At 69.5% G+C, this 20465-nt stretch carries 21 protein-coding genes; 11 read left to right on the top strand and 10 right to left on the bottom strand.

Features of this window, described 5'->3' with window-relative positions; all coding sequences use genetic code 11:
* Positions 1 to 38: 38 nt before the first annotated feature.
* The 5 genes from ACWGI2_RS14810 to ACWGI2_RS14790 form a co-directional block, all read right to left on the bottom strand.
* Positions 39 to 1010 (bottom strand): glycine betaine ABC transporter substrate-binding protein, encoded by a 972-nt coding sequence (locus ACWGI2_RS14810; RefSeq protein ID WP_453695589.1) that lies wholly within the window; start codon positions 1008 to 1010, stop codon positions 39 to 41.
* Positions 1007 to 1906, bottom strand: coding sequence for an ABC transporter permease (locus tag ACWGI2_RS14805; RefSeq protein WP_453695771.1), 900 nt, complete (start codon positions 1904 to 1906; stop codon positions 1007 to 1009). The genes ACWGI2_RS14810 and ACWGI2_RS14805 overlap by 4 nt, the downstream gene beginning before the upstream one ends.
* A 5-nt stretch (positions 1907 to 1911) precedes the next feature.
* Positions 1912 to 3120, bottom strand: a complete 1209-nt coding sequence (locus tag ACWGI2_RS14800) for a betaine/proline/choline family ABC transporter ATP-binding protein (protein ID WP_453395928.1) — start codon at positions 3118 to 3120, stop codon at positions 1912 to 1914.
* Between the two features lie 73 nt (positions 3121 to 3193).
* Positions 3194 to 3841 (bottom strand): ABC transporter permease subunit, encoded by a 648-nt coding sequence (locus tag ACWGI2_RS14795; protein WP_160510291.1) that lies wholly within the window; start codon positions 3839 to 3841, stop codon positions 3194 to 3196.
* A 146-nt stretch (positions 3842 to 3987) separates the two neighbouring features.
* Complete coding sequence (locus tag ACWGI2_RS14790; RefSeq protein WP_160505290.1) at positions 3988 to 4458, bottom strand: Lrp/AsnC family transcriptional regulator; 471 nt, start codon at positions 4456 to 4458, stop codon at positions 3988 to 3990.
* A 133-nt stretch (positions 4459 to 4591) separates the two neighbouring features.
* Between ACWGI2_RS14790 and hppD the strand changes: the two genes are divergently transcribed.
* Genes hppD through nthA form a run of 4 tightly spaced genes read left to right on the top strand, consistent with a single transcriptional unit; the run spans position 4592 to position 6947 of the window.
* Positions 4592 to 5761: a 4-hydroxyphenylpyruvate dioxygenase gene (gene hppD, locus ACWGI2_RS14785; protein WP_453395778.1), complete on the top strand. Its 1170-nt coding sequence runs from the start codon at positions 4592 to 4594 to the stop codon at positions 5759 to 5761.
* Positions 5762 to 5783: 22 nt separating this feature from the next.
* Positions 5784 to 6077, top strand: a complete 294-nt coding sequence (locus tag ACWGI2_RS14780; RefSeq protein ID WP_453395777.1) for a hypothetical protein — start codon at positions 5784 to 5786, stop codon at positions 6075 to 6077.
* The gene (locus ACWGI2_RS14775; RefSeq protein WP_453395776.1) at positions 6070 to 6360 is read left to right on the top strand and encodes an SH3-like domain-containing protein; all 291 of its coding nucleotides are present in this window, start codon (positions 6070 to 6072) and stop codon (positions 6358 to 6360) included. Before ACWGI2_RS14780 ends, ACWGI2_RS14775 begins: the two co-directional genes overlap by 8 nt.
* Entirely contained in the window at positions 6360 to 6947 is a 588-nt protein-coding gene (gene nthA / locus ACWGI2_RS14770) for a nitrile hydratase subunit alpha (RefSeq protein ID WP_453695587.1), read from the top strand. The genes ACWGI2_RS14775 and nthA overlap by 1 nt, the downstream gene beginning before the upstream one ends.
* Positions 6948 to 7474: 527 nt before the next feature.
* On the opposite strand, the gene ACWGI2_RS14765 is transcribed toward nthA, so the two are convergent.
* On the bottom strand, positions 7475 to 9043 hold the full coding sequence (locus ACWGI2_RS14765; protein WP_453695586.1) for a tetratricopeptide repeat protein: 1569 nt from the start codon (positions 9041 to 9043) through the stop codon (positions 7475 to 7477).
* A gap of 98 nt (positions 9044 to 9141) precedes the next feature.
* Here ACWGI2_RS14765 and ACWGI2_RS14760 point away from each other — a divergent pair, with 98 nt between their 5' ends.
* The gene (locus ACWGI2_RS14760; RefSeq protein ID WP_453395773.1) at positions 9142 to 10521 is read left to right on the top strand and encodes an FAD-binding oxidoreductase; all 1380 of its coding nucleotides are present in this window, start codon (positions 9142 to 9144) and stop codon (positions 10519 to 10521) included.
* A gap of 46 nt (positions 10522 to 10567) precedes the next feature.
* On the opposite strand, the gene ACWGI2_RS14755 is transcribed toward ACWGI2_RS14760, so the two are convergent.
* Complete coding sequence (locus ACWGI2_RS14755; protein WP_409057942.1) at positions 10568 to 11047, bottom strand: SsgA family sporulation/cell division regulator; 480 nt, start codon at positions 11045 to 11047, stop codon at positions 10568 to 10570.
* Between the two features lie 233 nt (positions 11048 to 11280).
* Between ACWGI2_RS14755 and ACWGI2_RS14750 the strand changes: the two genes are divergently transcribed.
* The gene (locus tag ACWGI2_RS14750) at positions 11281 to 12744 is read left to right on the top strand and encodes an RDD family protein (RefSeq protein ID WP_453695585.1); all 1464 of its coding nucleotides are present in this window, start codon (positions 11281 to 11283) and stop codon (positions 12742 to 12744) included.
* A gap of 149 nt (positions 12745 to 12893) precedes the next feature.
* Entirely contained in the window at positions 12894 to 13544 is a 651-nt protein-coding gene (locus ACWGI2_RS14745) for an RDD family protein (RefSeq protein ID WP_453395771.1), read from the top strand.
* 57 nt (positions 13545 to 13601) lie between these two features.
* On the opposite strand, the gene ACWGI2_RS14740 is transcribed toward ACWGI2_RS14745, so the two are convergent.
* Positions 13602 to 13895, bottom strand: coding sequence for a hypothetical protein (locus ACWGI2_RS14740; protein ID WP_453395927.1), 294 nt, complete (start codon positions 13893 to 13895; stop codon positions 13602 to 13604).
* Between the two features lie 486 nt (positions 13896 to 14381).
* Between ACWGI2_RS14740 and ACWGI2_RS14735 the strand changes: the two genes are divergently transcribed.
* Together ACWGI2_RS14735 and ACWGI2_RS14730 are read left to right on the top strand one after the other, a co-directional pair.
* Complete coding sequence (locus ACWGI2_RS14735; RefSeq protein ID WP_453695583.1) at positions 14382 to 16799, top strand: immune inhibitor A domain-containing protein; 2418 nt, start codon at positions 14382 to 14384, stop codon at positions 16797 to 16799.
* A 147-nt stretch (positions 16800 to 16946) separates the two neighbouring features.
* Positions 16947 to 17285: a hypothetical protein gene (locus tag ACWGI2_RS14730; protein WP_453395769.1), complete on the top strand. Its 339-nt coding sequence runs from the start codon at positions 16947 to 16949 to the stop codon at positions 17283 to 17285.
* A gap of 57 nt (positions 17286 to 17342) precedes the next feature.
* On the opposite strand, the gene ACWGI2_RS14725 is transcribed toward ACWGI2_RS14730, so the two are convergent.
* Together ACWGI2_RS14725 and ACWGI2_RS14720 are read right to left on the bottom strand one after the other, a co-directional pair.
* The gene (locus ACWGI2_RS14725; protein ID WP_453395768.1) at positions 17343 to 17927 is read right to left on the bottom strand and encodes a nicotinamidase; all 585 of its coding nucleotides are present in this window, start codon (positions 17925 to 17927) and stop codon (positions 17343 to 17345) included.
* A 160-nt stretch (positions 17928 to 18087) separates the two neighbouring features.
* Complete coding sequence (locus ACWGI2_RS14720) at positions 18088 to 19416, bottom strand: nicotinate phosphoribosyltransferase (protein WP_453695581.1); 1329 nt, start codon at positions 19414 to 19416, stop codon at positions 18088 to 18090.
* A gap of 80 nt (positions 19417 to 19496) precedes the next feature.
* Between ACWGI2_RS14720 and clpS the strand changes: the two genes are divergently transcribed.
* A complete protein-coding gene (clpS, locus tag ACWGI2_RS14715; RefSeq protein WP_160505277.1) occupies positions 19497 to 19811 on the top strand; it encodes an ATP-dependent Clp protease adapter ClpS in 315 nt (104 codons plus the stop codon).
* Between the two features lie 11 nt (positions 19812 to 19822).
* Positions 19823 to 20419, top strand: a complete 597-nt coding sequence (locus ACWGI2_RS14710) for a DUF2017 domain-containing protein (RefSeq protein ID WP_453395766.1) — start codon at positions 19823 to 19825, stop codon at positions 20417 to 20419.
* Positions 20420 to 20465 lie beyond the last annotated feature (46 nt).

Raw genomic sequence — 20465 nt, 5'->3', positions numbered from 1 at the left:
TGTAACTTCCCGGCGGCCGACGAGCCGTGCCCGGCCCGCTACCCCTCCTTCACGAACCCCTCCTGCACCAGCCAGTCCAGCGCCACCTCATGCGGATCCTGACCCTCCACATCCACCTTGGAGTTCAGCTCCTGGGCCACCTTGTTGTTCAGCTTCTTCGTGATGGGGGCAAGGACCTCCGCCATCTCCGGGTGCTCGTCGAGCGCCTTGCTGTTGATCTCCGGGGCGGCGTTGTAGTTCGGGAAGAAGTGCTTGTCGTCCTCCATCACCGCCAGGTCCATCGCCTTGATGCGGCCGTCGGTGGTGAAGACCTCGCCGAACGTGCACGACCCCTTGGAGACCTGGGTGTAGATGATCCCGGTGTCCATCTTGGTGATGTTGGAGTTGGGGATCTTCATCCCGTACTCCTTCTGCATGCCCGGAAGGCCGTCCTCACGCGAGGAGAACTCGCTCTCCACGCACAGCGTGACCGCACCCGGGTCCTTCTTCGACAAGGTCGCCACGTCCGAGAGGGTCTTCGGCTTGTACTTGGCCTCGTTCTTCCGGTTGATCGCCAGGGCGTAGGTGTTGTTGAGCTCGGCGGGCGGCAGCCAGGTGACGCCGTTCTTCGCGTCAGCCTTGCGCACCGCCTCCCACTGCTTCTGCGGGTCGTCGATGGGCTCGGAGTTGCCGAGGTACGTGATCCAGGCGGTGCCCGTGTACTCGTACATGGCGTCCGCGTCACCGCCCTTGACGGCCTCGCGTGCGCCGATCGAGCCCTGGATGCCCGTCCGGTCCAGGACATCCGCGCCGGCCGCCTCGAAGGCGATGCCCATGATCGCGCCGAGGATGAGCTGCTCGGTGAACTCCTTGGACGTGACGGTGAGATCGGCGCCCTTCAGCGGCTCCCCCTTGCCGATCGTGCCCGGCTTGACGTCGTCCACCATCGGGCTGCCGCTGGTCAGGCCGCAGCTCACGAGCAGGGCGCAGCCCACTACACCCACGGCCGCCGTACGCAACGTAACCCTCATGACCCGGCCTCCAACCCACGCGGACGCAAGGTCAGTTCGGCCAGCGAGGCCAGCCAGTCCACCAGGAGCGCGAGCGCGATCGTCAGGATCGAGCCGAGCATGAGCACCGGCATCCGCTGGTTGGTGATCCCGGTGGTGATGAGGTCACCGAGCCCGCCACCACCGCCGAAGGTGGCGAGCGTCGCCGTGCCGACGTTCAGGACGAGCGCGGTGCGTACACCCGCCAGGATCAGCGGCACCGCAAGCGGGAGTTCGACCTTGCCGAGGACTCCCCACGCCGACATGCCGATGCCGCGCGCCGCCTCCAGGAGGGTCGGGTCATTGGCGTTCAGGCCCGCGATCGTGTTGGAGAGGACCGGCAGGACGGCGTAGATGATGATGCCGATCAGGGCCGCCTTCTCGCCGATGCCGATCCAGATCACCAGGAGGGCGAGGAGGCCGATCGCCGGCGTCGCCTGGCCGATGTTGGCCAGGGCCATCGCGCCGGGCGCGGCCTTGCGGAGCTTCTTGCGGGTCAGCAGGATGCCCAGCGGGATCGCGATGATCAGCACGAAGAAGGTGGAGATCACCGTCAGTTGGATGTGCTGGCGGAGCCTGAGCCAGACATTGCCGTCCGCCAGGGCGTTCTTGGAGATCGAGTCCAGGTCGGCCTGCTCGAACCACCACCAGGTCAGCACCAGGACGACGATGAGGAACGCGGGCAGGATGGTGAGCTTCTGCCAGCCGATCCGCCGTGCCCGGTCTGTGGCCGCCGCCGGGGCCGGGGGCTCCGGCTCGGCCTCGCCCGTGTCGCGGAAGTGATGGCCCTTGACGTCGTGCTCGCCCTCGGGCCGTGGGCCGGGCCCGTCGTCGGGGGCCGGTGTGTGGTCGGGGATCCGGGGGTTGCTCCCGGGGATGCCTTTCACGCCTTCGCCTCCCCTCCGGGGCCTTCCTGCTCGTGGTGGGTCAACTCGGCCCGCTGCTCCTGGAGTTCGTGCTGGTGCTCCACCGCGTCGAGCCGGTCGGCCTCCAGCATTTCGTGGACGGAGTTCATCAGCGTCTCCATGTCCACCACGCCGGTGTACTCGCCGCGCCGCCCGGTGACCGCGACCCGCCCCGCGTTGTCCGTCAGGACCGCTTCGAGCGCGTCGCGCAGGGTGGCGTCACGGGTGACCGTGTCGTGGACGAGGGTGCCCGCGCGGGCCAGCGAGCCCCTGGCGCGCATCAGGTCGCCGCGCCGCAGCCACTTGTAGGGGCGGCCGCGTTTGTCGAGGAGCAGCAGTTCGTTCGTGCCGCTTTCCCGCAGCTTGTCGAAGATGTCCTGGAGCGGGTCGTCGACGGTCACCGTCGCGAAGTCGGCGATCTCCACGTCGCGTACGCGGGTGAGGTTGAGCCGCTTGAGGGCCGCGCCCGCGCCCACGAAACCGGAGACGAAGTCGTCGGCGGGGTTCGTGAGGATGGCTTCCGGGGTGTCGAACTGCGCGATGTGCGAACGCTCCCGCAGGACCGCGATCCGGTCGCCGAGCTTGATGGCCTCGTCGAAGTCGTGCGTGACGAAGACGATCGTCTTGTGCAGCTCGTGCTGGAGCCGGATCAGCTCGTCCTGGAGGTGGTCGCGGGTGATCGGGTCGACCGCGCCGAACGGCTCGTCCATCAGGAGGACGGGCGGATCGGCCGCCAACGCCCGTGCCACGCCGACGCGTTGCTGCTGGCCGCCGGAGAGCTGGCGCGGATAGCGGCCGTGGAACTCGGCCGGGTCGAGCCCGACGAGGTCGAGCATCTCCTCGACCCGGTTCTTGATCTTCGACTTTCCCCAGCCGATCATCCTCGGCACGATGGCGATGTTCTGGGCGACCGTCATGTGCGGGAAGAGCCCGGACGACTGGATCGCGTAGCCGATCCTGCGGCGCAGCTTCACCGGGTCCATCTCGGTGACGTCCTCGCCGCCGATGCGGATGCGGCCGCTCGTCGGCTCGATGAGCCGGTTGATCATCTTCAGCGTGGTCGACTTCCCGCACCCGGACGGGCCGACCAGGATGACGATCTCGCCTGCCTTGATCTCCATGCTGACGCTGTCCACCGCGGGGTCGCCGCTGCCCGCGTACCGTTTGGTGAGGTGTTCCAGCTCGATCGTCGCGCCCGTGGGGGAGCTCGGGGCCGCCGCGTCCTCGGCCGTCGCCCCGTCGGTGGAAGTCGCGGTGGTCTCAGACACGGATACCCCTCGAAATGGTCAGGCGGCCGATCAGGACGTACGCGGCGTCGAAGAGCAGGGCCAGGACGATGATCCCGAGCGTGCCCGCGAGCACCTGGTTGAGCGCGTTCTTGCTGCCGAGCGAGCCGATGCCGCGGAAGATCTCGTTGCCGAGGCCGGGGCCCGACGCGTACGCGGCGATGGCCGCGATGCCCATCAGCATCTGCGTGGAGACGCGGATGCCGGTCAGGATCGGCGGCCAGGCGATCGGGAGCTCCACCTTCATCAGGCGTGCGGCACGCGACATCCCGATGCCCTTCGCCGCGTCGACCAGCGAGGGATCGACGCCGCGCAGGCCGACGATGGCGTTGCGCACGATGGGGAGCAGGCCGTAGAGGGTCAGGGCGATGACCGTCGGGGCGACACCGAGGCCGACGACGGGGATCAGCAGACCGATCATGGCGAGCGACGGGATGGTCAGGATGGTGGAGGTCGCGGTCGTGGCGAGATTGCCCGCCCACTCGCTGCGGTACGTGACGACGCCGATCAGTACTCCGATGACGGTCGCCACGACCATGCACTGGAAGACTGCGCTGGCGTGCTGGTACGCGTCCGTCAGCAACTGCTGGTGGCGGTTGCCGAGGTAGTCCCAGAAGTTCACTGAACTGCTCACCTGCCCAGGCGCGGTTCAGACGGCGACGGGAGTCTCCCGTTGCCCGCGTGCTGCGTACGTCGTGCTGCGTAGTTCGTGCTGGGTAGTTCGTGCTGTGTACGTCGTGCGGCTGTTCGCAGTTGTATCTACCCGCGTCAGGTGTCCTCTGACGCCTGTTCGACAAGCGGGATGATCCGCAGCGGAACAGGGTTCTCCATGACGATCGCCGTGGAGGCCCGGACGATGCCATCAAAACCCACCACCCGGTCGATCACACGTTGGAGATCCGCGTTCGAACGGGCCACGAGACGGCAGAGCATGTCTCCGTGGCCGGTGATGGTGTGCAGTTCGAGCACCTCGGCGACGGTCGCCAAATGTGCCCGTACGTCGGCGCCCTGACCCTGTTTGATCTCCAGCGTGGCGAAGGCCGTGACGGGGTAGCCCAGGGCCGCCGGGTCGACCTCCGGGCCGAAGCCGCGGATGACTCCGTTCGACTGAAGGCGGTCCATCCGGGCCTGTACGGTCCCGCGCGCGACGCCTAGGCGGCGGGACGCCTCCAGGACGCCGATGCGGGGCTCGCGGGCGAGCAGCACGATGAGCCTGCCGTCCAGATGATCGATCGTCATGGTGCGCTCATCTCCGCTTCCGAGGTGGTCATCATGTACAGATAGCCAGCTGTTCCCGGCCCTCTGCTATGCAGATTGCCCACTGAATACGCAAACTATTGCGCACCTTGCGATACGGCGGGAGCCTGCGGACATGGCAGCTACCGCGAACACCCAGCACACGACGGCCCCCTCTGGCACCCCCCACACCGCGCGTGAGGCAGACCCCTTCCCGGTCAAGGGAATGGACGCGGTCGTCTTCGCCGTGGGCAACGCCAAGCAGGCGGCCCACTACTACTCCACGGCCTTCGGCATGAAACTCGTGGCGTACGCGGGCCCGGAGACGGGCAGCCGCGAGACCGCCTCGTACGTCCTCACGAACGGCGGGGCCCGCTTCGTGCTCACCTCCGTCATCAAGGCCTCCACGGACTGGGGCCACTTCATCGAGGGCCACGTCGCCGAGCACGGCGACGGCGTCGTCGACCTCGCCATCGAGGTGCCGGACGCGCGCGCCGCGTACGCGTACGCCGTCGAGCACGGCGCCCGCGGCCTCACCGAGCCGTACGAGGTCAAGGACGAGAACGGCACGGTCGTCCTCGCCGCCATCGCGACGTACGGCAAGACCCGCCACACGCTCGTCGACCGCAGCGGCTACGACGGCCCCTACCTGCCCGGTTTCAAGGCCGTGTCCCCGATGGTCGAGCCGCCCGCCAAGCGCACCTTCCAGGCGATCGACCACTGCGTGGGCAACGTCGAGCTCGGCAAGATGAACGAGTGGGTCGCCTTCTACAACAAGGTCATGGGCTTCACGAACATGAAGGAGTTCGTGGGCGACGACATCGCGACGGAGTACAGCGCGCTGATGTCGAAGGTGGTGGCCGACGGGACTCTGAAGGTGAAGTTCCCGATCAACGAGCCCGCCATCGCCAAGAAGAAGTCCCAGATCGACGAGTACCTCGAGTTCTACGGCGGCGCGGGCGTCCAGCACATCGCCCTCGCCACGAACGACATCGTGGAGTCCGTACGCACCATGCGCGCGGCCGGGGTCCAGTTCCTCGACACCCCGGACTCGTACTACGACACGCTGGGCGAGTGGGCGGGCGAGACGCGCGTCCCGGTCGACACCCTGCGCGAGCTGAAGATCCTGGTCGACCGCGACGAGGACGGCTACCTGCTCCAGATCTTCACCAAGCCGGTCCAGGACCGCCCGACGGTCTTCTTCGAGATGATCGAGCGGCACGGCTCGATGGGCTTCGGCAAGGGCAACTTCAAGGCGCTGTTCGAGGCGATCGAGCGGGAGCAGGAGAAGCGCGGCAATCTGTAGTGCAGGCCTCTAGAGTGCGGGCATGGCCAGGATCAACGACGTCGGCGGGATGACGGGCTTCGGGCCCATCGACACCACCGACGACACGGAGCCCTTCCACGCGGACTGGGAGGCGCGGGTGTTCGCGCTCAACAGTGCGCTGGTGCGTGAAGGCGTCTACAACCTGGACGAGTTCAGGGACGCCGTAGAGACGATGCCGCCGGGGGAGTACCTGGCGGCTTCGTACTACGAGCGGTGGTTCCATGCGATCCGGGTGCTGTTGGTGCGCAAGGGCGTGGTGACGGTGGACGAACTGGCGGGTGAGCTGGATGCCTGACCGTTTTGCCGCGGGCTCGGAGGTCCGCACCGTCCACCACGACCCGCCCCACCACACCCGCCTGCCGCGGTACGCCCGGGGCAAGCGGGGCGTGGTGATCGAGCCGGAGGGGCGGCATGCGCTGGCGGACGCCCGCGCGCAGGGGCGGGGGGACGCGCCCGTGGAGCAGGTGTACGCGGTGCGGTTCGCGGCGCGGGAGCTGTGGGGTGAGGGGGAGCACGGGGTGGTGCTGGACTTGTGGGAAAGCTACTTGGAACCGGAACCGGAACCGGAGGGCGACTGATGTCCGGTACGCATTCGGATGCGCTGATCTCCCGTCAAGTGCGGCAGCTGGAAGCGCTGTTGGAGGAGCGGGAGATTGTGGCCGGGGCGGCTCTGGACGAGGCCCTGGACGCGTTCCTCGCGGGGTCGTCCCCGCTGAACGGGGCGCGGGTGGTGGCGCGGGCGTGGACGGACCCGGCGTTCAAGGAGCGGCTCCTTGAGGACGGTACGTCGGCGGTGGCGGAGCTGGGTTACGCGGCGGGCGGCGTCCAGCCTCAACGCCTCCGGGTGGTGGAGAACACCGCCCGCGTGCACAACGTCATCGTCTGCACGCTGTGCTCCTGCTATCCGGTACGGCTGCTCGGGCCGTCGCCCAGCTGGTACAAGAGCGAGGCGTACCGGTCGCGGGTGGTGCGTGAACCGAGGGCGGTGCTGGCGGAGTTCGGCTTCGATGTGCCGGTGGGGACGGAGATCACGGTCTGGGACTCCAGCGCGGAGACCCGCTACATGGTCCTGCCCCGGCGCCCTCCCTCCACGAGTGGTCTCCCGGAGGCGGCCCTGACCGACCTGATCACCCGCAACGCGCTGATCGGCACGGCGGAGGTGTAACTCGCCTGGGGCGGGGTGGGGCGGGCGGATGCTCCCCACCCACCCGCGGTGTGGTTGTGGCCGGGGGGTCTCGTCGCTTGCTTGCGGCGGGTGGGTGGCTGCCCTGTTCCGGCGCTGCGCGCCGGGTCTTTCCCGCCCACCCACCCGATTGCCCTGCGGGGTGATCGGGTGGGTGGGCGGGGGTAATCCGGCGCGGAGCGCCGGGCTGTCTGTTCCGTGGGTGCCCGCTCACCCGGCTATCCGTGTTCCGGCGGGGCGGGCCGACCCGCCCCCCGTGCCCCCCCGTGCTGCGGGGTGATCGGGTGGGTGGGCGGGAGAGATCCGGCGCGCAGCGCCGGGCCGTTTGGGCCGTGGTTTCCCACCCATCCGGTTGTTCGCGTCCCGGCGGGCCGACCCGCGCCCCGTGCCCCCGTGCTGCGGGGTGATCGGGTGGGTGGGTGGGAGAGATCCGGCGCGGAGCGCCGGGGCAGGGTGGCGGCGGCCCGCAGGCGCAGGCGCAGCCGGGGCGTGGATCGGCTCGGGCGGGCTCAGCTCTGGGCGGAGGGTTTGGTGGGGGAGGGCTTGGGGCTGGGGGAGGGCAGCGGCGCCGGCCGCTCGCCGGGCGGAGCGTACATCTGCTCCGGCCCACCCTTCGGAGGCTCCCCCAGGGATTCCATCGCTTCCCGCGCCGCAGGAGCCAGCAGCGGCGAGAAGTAGGGGTTGATCAGGAGCGCCTCGCGGATGTGCCGGCGAGCCGCCCCGTACCGCTCCAGAGACCGCTCGATCTCCCCCCGGTGGTACGCGAACACAGCGACCCGCGGCCCCTTGTCCGTCGCCCGCGTCGCGAACTTCAGGCCCTCCTCACTCTCACCGGCCCGATGCAACGCCCAGCCCAGCGCATCCGCCACCTCCGGACTCCCGTGCCGCTTGAACTCCGCACGGAGCCGGACCACCGCCGCCTCCGCGTCCCCGTGGTCCGCCTCGTACAGGCCAAGGATCCGTTCGTCGTTGACGCCGTTGACCCCCTCCTGCTTCACCCGGGCCCGCAGCACGTCGTACTGAGCCCGGGCGGCCGGGGCCAGCTTCAGCGACTCGTACAACTCGCCGAGCGCCAGGGCGTACTCCGGTGCGGGTTGTCTGACCAGCGCGCTCTGGTAGGAGCGCAGCGCCTCCGACGTACGGCCCAGGGCAGCCAGCGCGCGGCCCTTTCCGGCCAGGGAAGGGTGGTGGTCGGGGTCCGAGACCAGGGCCGCCTCGTAGTAGCGGAGGGCCTCCGCCGGCTCGCCCCGCTCCCACGCCAGCTCGCCCACCCGGTACAGGCACACCGCCTTCTCCGCGGGCCCCTCCGCCAGCGCCGCCGCGTCCATCAGCTTCGAGGCGGCGTCCTCGCGCCAGCCGCGGTCCCGGTAGACCTGTCCGGACCGCGCCATCACGGCGGGGGCGTCCGAGTTCAGCTCCCGGAGCGTCTCCAGGGCCTTCTCCACGCCCTTCGCGTCACCCAGACCGCTGTACGCGTCGATCAGCGCGGGATACGCCGACCACCGCTTCGGCGTCAGCTTCACCGCGCTCTCGGCCCACCTCTTCGCCCCGCGGAAGTCGTGCCGCGCGTTCGCGAGCGTCGCCATGCCCGTGAGCGCCTGCGCGTTCCCCACCGGGCGGGTCTTGAGAGACGTACGCAGAGCCTGCTCCGCCTTGGGGTAGTACGCGGAGTCCGCGGTGCGAAGTCCCCGCTCGACGTAGGCGGCCCCGAGCACCGCCCACGACTCGTCGTCCCCGGGATGCTTCCGCAGATGCGCCTCCCGCTCCCCGATCAGCACGGTGAGGTCGGGCAGCGCCGCCGGAGCCCCGGCACCCGCCGCCGCCATCGCCCGCCCGGCCGGCCCCAGGGCGGGCGGCGCGCCCTTCCCGCCCGTGTCGAGCCGCAGCAGCACCACCGCGCCGCCGAGCACCACGCACCCGGCGACGGAGACGGCGAGGGCCCGCCGCACGGAGGGGGAGCGGCGCGAGCTCCGCCGCGGCGACTCGCTCCAGATGGCGGGCGCGGACGGCAGACGCTGGCCCGTCGCGTCCTTCGCGTCCTTCTGGGTCACGGACTCGGACCCGGTCTCGATCTCCATGGCGCTCACTGTGCGTCAATACGAAGAGCACATCCCGGCACACGGACGGGCGTCGCACACGGGTTCACACCGATGGCCCCGGGTGCGAGGCTGTGATCATGAGCCGCACACTCATCGAACGCCTCTGTGTCGGTCGCGAGGCCCTCCCGGCCGACGCCGTCCTCACGGACCCCGACATCACGTCCTCGTACGCGAACGACATGGCCAGCTTCTGTGAAGCCGGCACCCCGGCCGTCGTGGTCCTGCCACGTACCGTCGAGCAGGTCCAGCACGTCATGCGCACGGCGACAGAGCTGCGCGTCCCGGTGGTCCCGCAGGGCGCCCGCACGGGCCTCTCGGGCGGCGCGAACGCCAGCGAGGGCTGCATCGTGCTGTCCCTGGTCAAGATGGACCGCATCCTGGAGATCAGCCCCGTCGACAGGATCGCGGTCGTCGAGCCGGGTGTCGTCAACGCCGCGCTCTCCCGCGCGGTGAACGAACACGGTCTCTACTACCCACCGGACCCGTCCAGTTGGGAGACCTGCACCATCGGTGGGAACATCGGCACGGCATCGGGCGGTCTGTGCTGCGTGAAGTACGGGGTGACGGCGGAGTACGTGCTCGGCCTCGACGTCGTGCTCGCCGACGGACGGCTCATGAGCACCGGACGGCGCACGGCCAAGGGCGTCGCCGGCTACGACCTCACACGCCTCTTCGTCGGCTCCGAGGGCAGCCTCGGCATCGTCGTCCGCGCGACCCTCGCCCTGAAGCCGCAGCCGCCCCAACAGCTGGCCCTGGCCGCCGAGTTCAGCTCCGCGCAGGCCGCCTGCGACGCCGTATGCAAGATCATGGAGGGCGGGCACGTCCCCTCACTCCTTGAACTGATGGACCGTACGACCATCAGGGCCGTGAACGCGCTGGCCAACATGGGCCTCCCGGAGAGCACCGAAGCGCTGCTCCTCGCGGCCTTCGACACCTCGGACCCCGCCGCGGACCTCGCGGCCGTCGGTGCGCTCTGCGAGGCCGCGGGCGCCACCCAGGTGGTCCCGGCCGAGGACGCGGCGGAGTCCGAACTGCTGCTCCAGGCACGGCGGTTGTCACTCACCGCGCTCGAAGCCGTCAAGGGCACGACGATGATCGACGACGTGTGCGTGCCGCGCTCGAAGCTCGCCGACATGCTTGAAGGCGTCGACCGCATCGCCGATAAGTACAGCCTCACGATCGGGGTCTGCGCGCACGCGGGCGACGGCAACACGCACCCCACCGTCTGCTTCGACGCGGCGGACGCCGACGAGGGCCGCCGCGCCCGCGAGTCCTTCGACGAGATCATGGCCCTTGGCCTCGAACTCGGCGGCACCATCACCGGCGAGCACGGCGTGGGCGTCCTCAAGAAGGACTGGCTGGCGCGCGAACTCGGCCCGGTGGGCGTGGAGATGCAGCGCGCCATCAAGGCGGCGTTCGACCCGCTCTCCCTCCTCAATCCCGGCAAGCTGTTCTGATTCCTGGTGCCGTGCGGCTCCGCTCTCGCCCCCGTGGCGGCGGAGTTCACTCACCGTCCTTGGACTCGTCAGAGGGCCAGGGGTCGCGCAGCCACAGCTCGTCGGCGCGGCCCGTGGTCGGCGTGAGCAGCTCGGCGAGGCCGTCGTCGATGCCGAGCCGCTCAGCCTCAGAGCCCGGAGGGACCACCCGCAGCGTGCGCTCGAGCCAGGCGGACACGGCGGGCGCCGGCGCCTCCAGGAGAGCGTCACCGTCGGGTGAACTCAGCGCCATCAGAACGACGCTGCGCCCCTCGACCTTGGTCGGCCAGACCCGGACGTCGCCGTGCCCGCAGGGCCTGAACACCCCCTCGACCAGAAGCTCGCGGGCGAACGTCCAGTTCACGGGGTGCTCGGAGCCGATGTGAAAGGCGATGTGGACGGCGTAGGGATCGTCGGTGCGGTAGGTGAGGCGGGCCGGGACGGGGATGGCGCGTTCCGGAGAGAGGACGAGTTTGAGCTCAAGCTCGCGTTCCACCACGGTGTGCATGTCGGTGCTTTTCCTTCCTCGTACGGGGCCCTGGAGCGGGCCCGTGCAAGGAGAGAGCGCGGTGGGCGCGGAGCATTACGCGGGTTCCGGAAACTTTTTCCGTACGCGGTTGATACGTGGTTGAACTGTGCCCGGAAAGTGGTCTGTAGGGCAGGAGACGCACAGGGGGACGCGGAGGTCTGATAGATGTGGAGCCTCCAAAAAGACCCCCGAGCAGATACGGGACGACGGACATGAGCGCCCCAACTCCGGCCCCAGGCGACGACAGGCCCCGCGAAGGCTACTACCCCGATCCGTCCATTCCCGGATATGTCCGGTACTGGAACGGCGCGGCCTGGGTGCCCGGGACCAGCCGTCCCGCCCCGACCGACGGTGAATCGCTCCCCGCGCCTCCGGGGGCGGGAGCGGCGGCGCCCGCGCCCGCGGAGGAGACCGGGCCGCACTTCTTCGACGAGGACCCCCTGTCGGCGGCCGAACCGGCGGGCGGCGCGGTCGATGCCGACGCCTCGCAGCACGGGGCGAGGCCCGAGCCCGCCTCCGCGTGGCAGGCGGACGCCGCTCGGCAGACGGGGCTCAGTGGCGAGCAGGAGCGGCGGATCTCCTGGGGCGGGCCCGAGCAGGGGAGCGCTCCGGGAGCTTCGGGGGCCGTGGACCCGCGGGTGCCGAGCGGGTCGACCCCGGCGGAGAGCTCTCCCGCCTCCTCCTCTCCTTCGTCTCCTCCTCCGGAGGGGAACGGGCCCGGCACGGTGCAGATCCGTGCGATCAAGCCGGGTGGGTCGGGTACGCCGCCGAAGCAGGAGCAGCCCTCGACGGAGGGCACCGTGACGTTCCGCAGGCCCGCGGGTCCGGTGCGGCCCGCCGCGGCCCCGCCCGCCACCGAAGGCACCATGGCGATCCGGGCGCTGCGCCCGAAGTCCTCCGGCGCGGCGGCGCAGACTCCGGCGCCTCCGCAGGCCGCCGTACCCCCGCAGGCAGCCGCGCCCGCGCCGGCACCTGCGCCCGCGCCTGCCCCCGTTCAGCCCACCGTCCCGCAGCAGGGCGGTGCGCCGGGTGGCGCGGCCTCGCCCGTGACCTCGGGGCCCGGTGGCGGCTCGCCCTCGTGGGCGCAGCAGGTGCACCAGCTCGCCGAGGGGGACGGACAGCAGCAGCCGCCGGTCGTGCCGTGGAAGCCGGTGGCCAGCGACCCGTTCCTCGCGATGGCGCAGAACCAGGCGGCGGGGCGGCCCGCGGGGCTCGGCAAGCGGTTCGCGGCGCGGCTCATCGACACGGTCGTCCTGGCCGTCGTGACCGGCGCCGCGGCGCTGCCGCTCGGCACGAAGGCCGCCGACCACGTCGACAGCAAGATCGACGCGGCGAAGATGTCCGGCGAGAAGGTCACCGTGTGGCTGCTCGACGGCACCACCGCGGGATACCTGGGAATGGTCCTGGGCGTCCTGCTCCTCTTCGGCGTCCTCTACGAGGTGCTGCCCACGGCCAAGTGGGGGCGGACGCTGGGGAAGAGGGTGCTTGGGCTTCAGGTGCGGGACATGGAGGAGCACGAGACGCCGTCGTTCGGGGCGGCGTTGAAGCGGTGGCTCGTCTATGCGCTGCCGGGGGTTCTGGTGGTGGGAGTCGTCGGGGTGGTGTGGTGTGTGTTCGACCGCCCGTGGCGCCAGTGCTGGCACGACAAGGCTGCGGGAACGTTTGTGGCGGGCTAGTTCTGGCCCCTGGGCCTCTGGATAGTTCCAGCCCGGCCGGCGTTTGAGGCCATCTTGTACGGGGTCTGGGGCGGAGCCCCAGGTGCCGTCTTAACCCAGACAGCCGCTCGCCGGATGCGCCCCCGGCGCACTCGCGGTCCACTCGGCCCATGAGTACCGAACCGCCGCAATACCCGCCGCCCCCCGACGACAACGACCCCTTCAGGAAGCAGCCCCCGCAGCCCCCGCAGGGCAGCGGCGGCTCCCCGTACGACGCACCCCCGCCACCCCCGCCGTACGGCGGAGGCGGGGACCCCTACGGCGGAGGCGGAGCCGGAGGCCCCTACGGCGGTGGGAACGACCCTCTCGCCGGCATGCCACCCCTGGCGGACAGCGGCAAACGCGTGCTCGCCCGCCTCCTCGACATGATCCTCGTCGGCATCGTCGTCTGGCTGCTCTCCTGGGGCTTCGGCACGAGCGAGTTCGACGTCGACCCGGACAAGGTCGAGTACGGGAAGAGCTTCGGGCAGTCGCTGCTCGCCGCCGTGCTCTACATCGCGTACGACAGCTTCATGATCTCCAGGACAGGGCAGACCCTGGGCAAGAAGTGGCTGGGGCTGAGGGTCGCGAACCTCAACGACGGGGCGACCCCCACCCTGCAGACCGCGCTCGTCCGCGCGGCCGTCCTCTGGCTGCCGTTCGCGTTCTGCTGTGCCTGCATCTGGACAGCGATCTGCGGCGGCTGGAGCTTCTTCGACAAGCCCTACAAGCAGGGCCTGCACGACAAGGCGGCCAAGACGGTGGTGGTCAGCACCGGCTGACCACGGGAGACCGCCGTGGCGGCGGCAAAAGCGGCAGTTCCGGCGGGCTCGTGATCCTTACGGGCCCGCCGGCTCGCGTACGGATTCGGCCAGTACGGGAGCGGGGGCACGCTGGACCGGGACGCGTTCGTCGGTGGCCCTGGCGGAGGGAGCGTGGCGTGCGGCCGGTGAGGCCGCGGGTTTCGGTTGGGGAACCGTCATCGCCACCAGTAATCCGAGGACGAGCGCGGCCGCGGTTATCACCGCGACCCCGATGCCCGAACTCGTCTGGGAGAGCAGCAGCATGGCGAGCGTCGAGAAGACGACGGTCAGCGTGCCGTAGGTCATCTGGGCGGGGGTCGGACGAGGCAGCGGCATGGGACGAGGCATGGCGTAATCCGTCCTCGGGACAGCGGATGCGGGGGTGGTCGAGCCCAATGTGAAGCTGTAATACGAATCAAAGGGTGCTCGGCTGCGGCGACTTGAGATCTGCCGCCTCGCGCTGTAGCGCACCGTCGATTGACTCTATTCCGCTGCATGCCCGACGGGAACGGGCGGTAAGCGTGACCTAACCCACGGTGCGGCAGCACAGGGGGCGCACGGGTTCATGGCGTCCATCAAGTGGACGGTGGGACGCGCCTGTTGACCATGCCGGCGGGCGGGCGTACGCGTCCGGGGCGTGTCCGGATAGCGGATCTCCGGGCCTGCATAGTGCACTTGGCCTGTTCAAGTCAAGGTCTGTCTTTTCTCCCGCATCTCCGGTCGAATGTCGTCACTTGTGACGCGTATCGCGCGCGGACCTCCTCCGACCGGGACCTCGGCCCGCCTTCGCGCGGACGCGGGGGAGGACAGCATCAAGTGACAGTCAGAAGACGGACGTTCAGAGCCACCGCGGCTGCCGTGGCGATGGCCGCGGCAGCCGCCACGTTCTCGGCAGCCACCGCATCGGCGGACGAGGACAGTGGGTCGACCGGAGCTCCAGCCATTGACCGGCAGGACCCGAGCAGGACCAAAGCGCAGGTCGACCACGACCTCGAAGGGCCCTTCAGCAAGGAGCAGGCCCAGCAGCGCAAGGCCGCCCTGCAGCAGGTCATCGAGGGCGACGCCAAGGTCCAGAAGCGCGGCGGCTCCCAGGTCGTGAAGCTCGACGACAAGAAGTACGTCGAGCTGGGCCGGGAGAAGACCGACAAGATCTTCACGATCCTGGTCGAGTTCGGGGACAAGGTGGACGACACCACCATGTACGACCCCGACGGTCCGGACGGCCCCGAGGCGCCGGTCAAGAAGTACGGTGGCAAGCCCGGCCCGGCGCACAACAAAATAGCCGAGCCGGACCGTGCGAAGGACAACAGCACGGCCTGGCAGAAGGACTACAACCAGAAGCACTTCCAGGACCTCTACTTCGGTGAGGGCAAGGACGCCAAGGGCAAGACCAAGCACTCCCTGAAGACCTACTACGAGAAGACCTCCTCCGGCCGCTACTCGGTCGACGGAGAGGTCTCCGACTGGGTCAAGGTCGACTACAACGAGGCACGGTACGGCTCCAATTACTGCGGCGACACCAACTGCGCCAACGTCTGGGACGCGGTGAAGGACGGCGTCACCGCCTGGACCAAGGACCAGAAGGCCCAGGGCCGCACGGACGCCCAGATCAAGGCGGACCTCGCCAAGTACGACCTCTGGGACCGCTACGACTTCGACGGCGACGGCAACTTCAACGAGCCCGACGGGTACATCGACCACTTCCAGATCGTTCACGCGGGCGAGGACGAGTCGGCCGGCGGCGGCGCCGAGGGCACCAACGCCCTCTGGGCGCACCGCTGGTACGCGTACGGAAACGACGCGGGCAGCACCGGCCCCTCGGACAACAAGGCCGGCGGCACGCAGATCGGCGACTCGGGCATCTGGGTCGGCGACTACACGATGCAGCCGGAGAACGGCGGCCTCGGCGTCTTCGCCCACGAGTACGGCCACGACCTCGGCCTGCCCGACCTGTACGACACCACGGGCAAGGGTGAGAACTCGGTCGGCTTCTGGTCGCTGATGTCGGCCGGTTCCTGGCTCGGCACCGGCAAGGACGCCATCGGTGACCTGCCCGGCGACATGACCGCGTGGGACAAGTTCCAGCTGGGCTGGCTCGACTACGCCAAGGCCAAGGCCGCGACGACGTCCGAGCACAAGCTGGGCGTCGCGGAGTACAACACCCGCCACCGCCAGGCGCTCGTCGTCGACCTCCCGAAGAAGCCCGTCACCACCACGGTCACCAAGCCCACCGAGGGCTCCAAGCAGTGGTGGAGCGACCAGGGCGACGACCTCAAGAACACCCTGACGCGCTCGGTCGACCTGACCGGCAAGTCCAAGGCCGCGCTCTCGCTTGACGGTTGGTGGGACATCGAGGCCAACTACGACTACCTCTACACCGAGGTGTCGACGGACGGCGGCGCCAACTGGACGCCGGTGGACGGCACTGCGGACGGCAAGGCCATCCCGCGCGACGCCGGTGACAAGCCCGCGTTGACCGGTGCGTCCGGGGCGTACAAGAAGCTCGCGTTCCCGCTCGACGCGTACGCCGGCAAGAAGATCGACGTCCGTTTCCGTTACTCGACGGACGGCGGCGCGGGCGGCAAGGGCTTCACGGCCGACGCGCTCGCCGTGACGGCGGACGGCGCCAAGGTCTTCGAGGACGGCGCCGAGGGCGACGACAACGGCTGGACGGCGAAGGGCTTTTCGCGCATCGGCGAGTCCTTCACCAAGAACTACGACCAGTACTACCTCGCCGAGAACCGGCAGTACGTGTCGTACGACAAGACCCTGAAGGTCGGCCCGTACAACTTCGGCTTCTCCAAGACCCGTCCGGACTGGGTGGAGCACTACGCGTACCAGACCGGCCTGATGGTCTGGCAGTGGGACACCTCGCAGAAGGACAACAACACCAGCGCGCACCCCGGCCAGGGTCTGATCCTGCCGGTGGATGCGCACGCCAAGCCGCTGAAGTGGGCGGACGGCACCCTCCTGCGGAACAAGATCCAGCCGTTCGACGCGCCCTTCAGCAAGTTCGCGACCGACAAGTTCTCGCTCCACAACGCGGACGTCGCGCTGAAGATCAAGTCCCAGAAGGGCGTCCCGGTCTTCGACGACCGCAAGGGCACCTACTGGTACAAGGAGAACCCCACGGGAAGTGTCAAGGTCACTGACACCAACACTCAGATCAAGATCATCAAGCAGCCGAAGGATGGCTCCTCGATCACGGTCCAGGTGGGTCCCTCGACGAAGTAGTTAGCGTTTTCGCAGGTCAAGCCATGATCGGCCGTCGCCCTCTAGCGGGCGGCGGCCGATCGTGTTTAGGTGCGTCCTGTGGATTTCTTATTGACACGGGGTCCGGCCAGGGGCTCCGTGCGTCGTCTCACGGGGGTGTGACCAGCCATGTCCGCAGGAGGTTTCAGCAAGCTGCCGAACGGCAGCGTGGTGGTGGCCCTGACGCTGCCGAACCCTGCCCTGGGTGGCGGCAATGTCCGCATGATCGTCCACGCGGTGAACCGCGCGAGGGCGCTGACACGCCTGCGGAACCTCGGCTTGCGAGCCGTCTATCTGCGGGGCAACGCGGAGCCGCCGACGCCGGACGAGATCACGGCGGTGCTGCATCACCCGGACGGGCTCATATGGCGTACGGCGCCGGACGCTGCCGCTGAGCTTTGGCATCCCATCAGGGCCCTGAAGCGGCAGAGACCCGGTTACCCGGAGGCCAGCCCTTCGGGGGTGTGACGGGACCTGCGGGCCCGGTGGGGGCTTGTCGCGCAGTTCCCCGCGCCCCTTACGGGGCTAGATCACCGGCTTGCCCGTCAGCTCCACACCGGCCGTCGTCAGTTCCTCCAGCGCCCGCTCGGTCGTCTCCTCGGAGACCCCCGCGGTCAGGTCCAGCAGGACCGTCGTGGCGAAGCCCTCGCGCACCGCGTCGAGCGCGGTCGCGCGTACGCAGTGGTCCGTGGCGAGCCCCACCACGTCCACCTCGGTGATCTTCCGGGCCCGCAGCCAGTCGGCCAGCGAGACGCCGTTCTCGTCGGCCCCCTCGAACCCGCTGTACGCGGCCGAGTAGGCCCCCTTGTCGAACACCGCGTCGATGGCCCCGGACGCCACGACCGGCGCGAAGTTCGGGTGGAAGCCGATCCCCTCGGTCCCCGCCACGCAGTGCGGCGGCCAGGAGTGGGCGTAGTCCGGCCGGTCGGAGAAGTGGTCGCCCGGCTCGATGTGGTGGTCGCGGGTGGCCACCACGTGCCGGTAGCCCGCCGGCGCCTGGCCGATCAGCTCGGTGATCGCGGCGGCCACGTCGGATCCCCCGGCGACCGCGAGGCTGCCGCCCTCGCAGAAGTCGTTCTGCACATCGACGACGATCAAGGCGCGGCGCATCGGGTGTCCTTCGGCTCGGCAAGGCTCGTAGACGTTTGAGGAGGGAGAGGGGGACTCGGCCGGATGAACCGAGCGTAGAGACTTCGAACGCGATGCGGGAGAGGGCGTTCGAACGCCCGCTCTCCGCTCCGGCGCACACTCCAGGTGTCGTCCATCGGTATCAGACGTATTCCGTCGGAATGACGGCCTCGCCCTTGGACAGCTGCGTGGCCGACAGGGGAAGCCGCTCCCGCGCCGCCGCGTGCCGGTCGCGCACGGTGTCCAGCGGCTCGCGCGCCACCACCTCACCGCCCTTGATCAGCTCGACGAGGAGCTGGTGGTCGGCGAGCTCCACCGGTACGGGGCCCGTGCCGATCACCTCGGCCTCGGCGACCCCGTGCTCGTCGGGCCGCCGCGCGGCCCACTTGCGGCCGCCCACCGACGACTTGGCGCCGAGCGACTTCTTGGCCACCGGCTCCAGGCGGGCGTGCGGGTCCGCCGAGTGGGCGCGGGCCACCAGCTTGTAGACCATGGAGCAGGTCGGGTGCCCGGACCCGGTGACGAGCTGCGTGCCCACTCCGTACGCGTCCACGGGCGCCGCCGCGAGCGAGGCGATGGCGTACTCGTCGAGGTCGGAGGTGACGACGATCTTCGTCTTGGTCGCACCGAGCTCGTCCAGCTGGTCGCGCACCCGGTGGGCGACCAGGAGCAGGTCACCGGAGTCGATGCGCACGGCGCCCAGCTCGGGCCCCGCGACCTCGACGGCGGTGCGGACGGCCTCGGTCACGTCGTACGTGTCGACGAGCAGGGTGGTGCCGGGGCCCAGGGAGTCGACCTGGGCCTGGAAGGCGTCGCGTTCGTTGTCGTGCAGGAGGGTGAAGGCGTGGGCGGACGTGCCGACCGTGGGGATGTCGTAGCGGAAACCGGCGGCCAGGTCGGACGTGGTGGTGAAGCCGCCGACGTACGCGGCGCGCGAGGCGGCGACGGCCGCCAGCTCGTGCGTGCGACGTGCGCCCATCTCGATCAGCGGGCGCTCACCGGCGGCCGAGGCCATCCGGGAGGCGGCGGCCGCGATCGCCGAGTCGTGGTTGAGGATGGAGAGGATCACCGTCTCCAGGAGCACGCACTCCGCGAAGGAGCCCTCGACGCGCAGGATCGGCGAGCCCGGGAAGTAGACCTCGCCCTCCGGATAGCCCCAGATGTCGCCGCTGAAGCGGTACGAGGAGAGCCACTGGAGGGTGTCCTCGTCGACGACACGGCGCTCGCGCAGGAAGCCGATGACGTCGGCGTCGAAGCGGAAGTTCTCCACGGCGTCCAGGACACGGCCGGTTCCGGCCACCACTCCGTAGCGGCGTCCCTCGGGCAGTCTGCGCGTGAAGACCTCGAAGACGGAGCGCCGGTCGGCGGTGCCGGCCTTCAGCGCGGCCTGCAGCATCGTGAGCTCGTAGTGATCCGTGAAGAGCGCGGTCGACGGAACATCCACCGGCAGCCCAAGGTCCGCTGTGTTCATATGAAGGATGCTACCCCGCATCTCGTCACTCTGACGATTTCCTGAGTCCATTTGTGCGAGGGGCCCCTGCGGGTGGCAGCATGGGACAAGTGAGTACGGCTCCCGCAGAGATCACCCGCCCGGAATCGGACGAAGAGACCTTCGCCGTCCCGGAGCCGGATGTCCCATGGATCACGCTCGTCCATAACGACCCGGTCAATTTGATGAGTTACGTGACCTATGTGTTCCAGTCCTACTTCGGGTACTCGAAGGAGAAGGCCACGAAGCTGATGATGGACGTGCATCACAAGGGTCGCGCTGTCGTCTCCACCGGCTCCCGCGAGGAGATGGAGCGCGACGTACAGGCCATGCACGGATACGGTCTGTGGGCCACCCTCCAGCAGGACCGGAAGTAGCGACGCATCTGATGCCAGGACAATTCGAAGCCATTCCCGGGGGCGGCGCTGCCGTCGCGCTCGACGAGGTCGAGATCTCGATCATCCGGTCCCTGGCCGTCCAGCTCCTGGAGCTGATCGGTCCGGGCCCGGCCGAGGACGCGCCCGACGACCCCCTCGCGGAGCTGTTCTCGGAGGGCCCGAGCGAGCCGCCCACCGACCCCGTTCTCCAGAGGCTGCTGCCGGACGCGTACGGCGGCCCCGGCAGCGAGGAGGCCGACGAGGACGAACTGCGGGCGTACTCCTCGGAGTTCAGGCGCTTCACCGAGAACGACCTGCGGGCCAAGAAGCGCGACGACGCCCTGGTGGTGATCCGCTGCCTGGACGCCCTGACGTCGAAGGGCGAGGGCGGCGCCGTCCTGAAGCTGTCCGCCGACGAGTCGCGGCACTGGCTCGGCGCGCTCAACGACCTCCGCCTCGCGATCGGTGCCCGTCTCGAGGTGACCGACGAGGACGACACGGACCTGCTCTACCAGCTGCCGGACTCCGACGCCCGCAAGCCGATGGTGATGGCCTACCTCTGGCTCGGCGGGTTGCAGGAGACGCTGGTCGGCACGCTCATCGGTTAGAAGTCACACGGTCGCACACGCAAAGTCGTTGTATCTAGCAGCCGAT

The sequence above is a fragment of the Streptomyces sp. NPDC054866 genome (genome assembly GCF_053610745.1).
The sequence above is the reverse complement of the archived record's forward strand: the minus strand, read 5'-3'. Positions and strand labels throughout refer to the sequence as shown.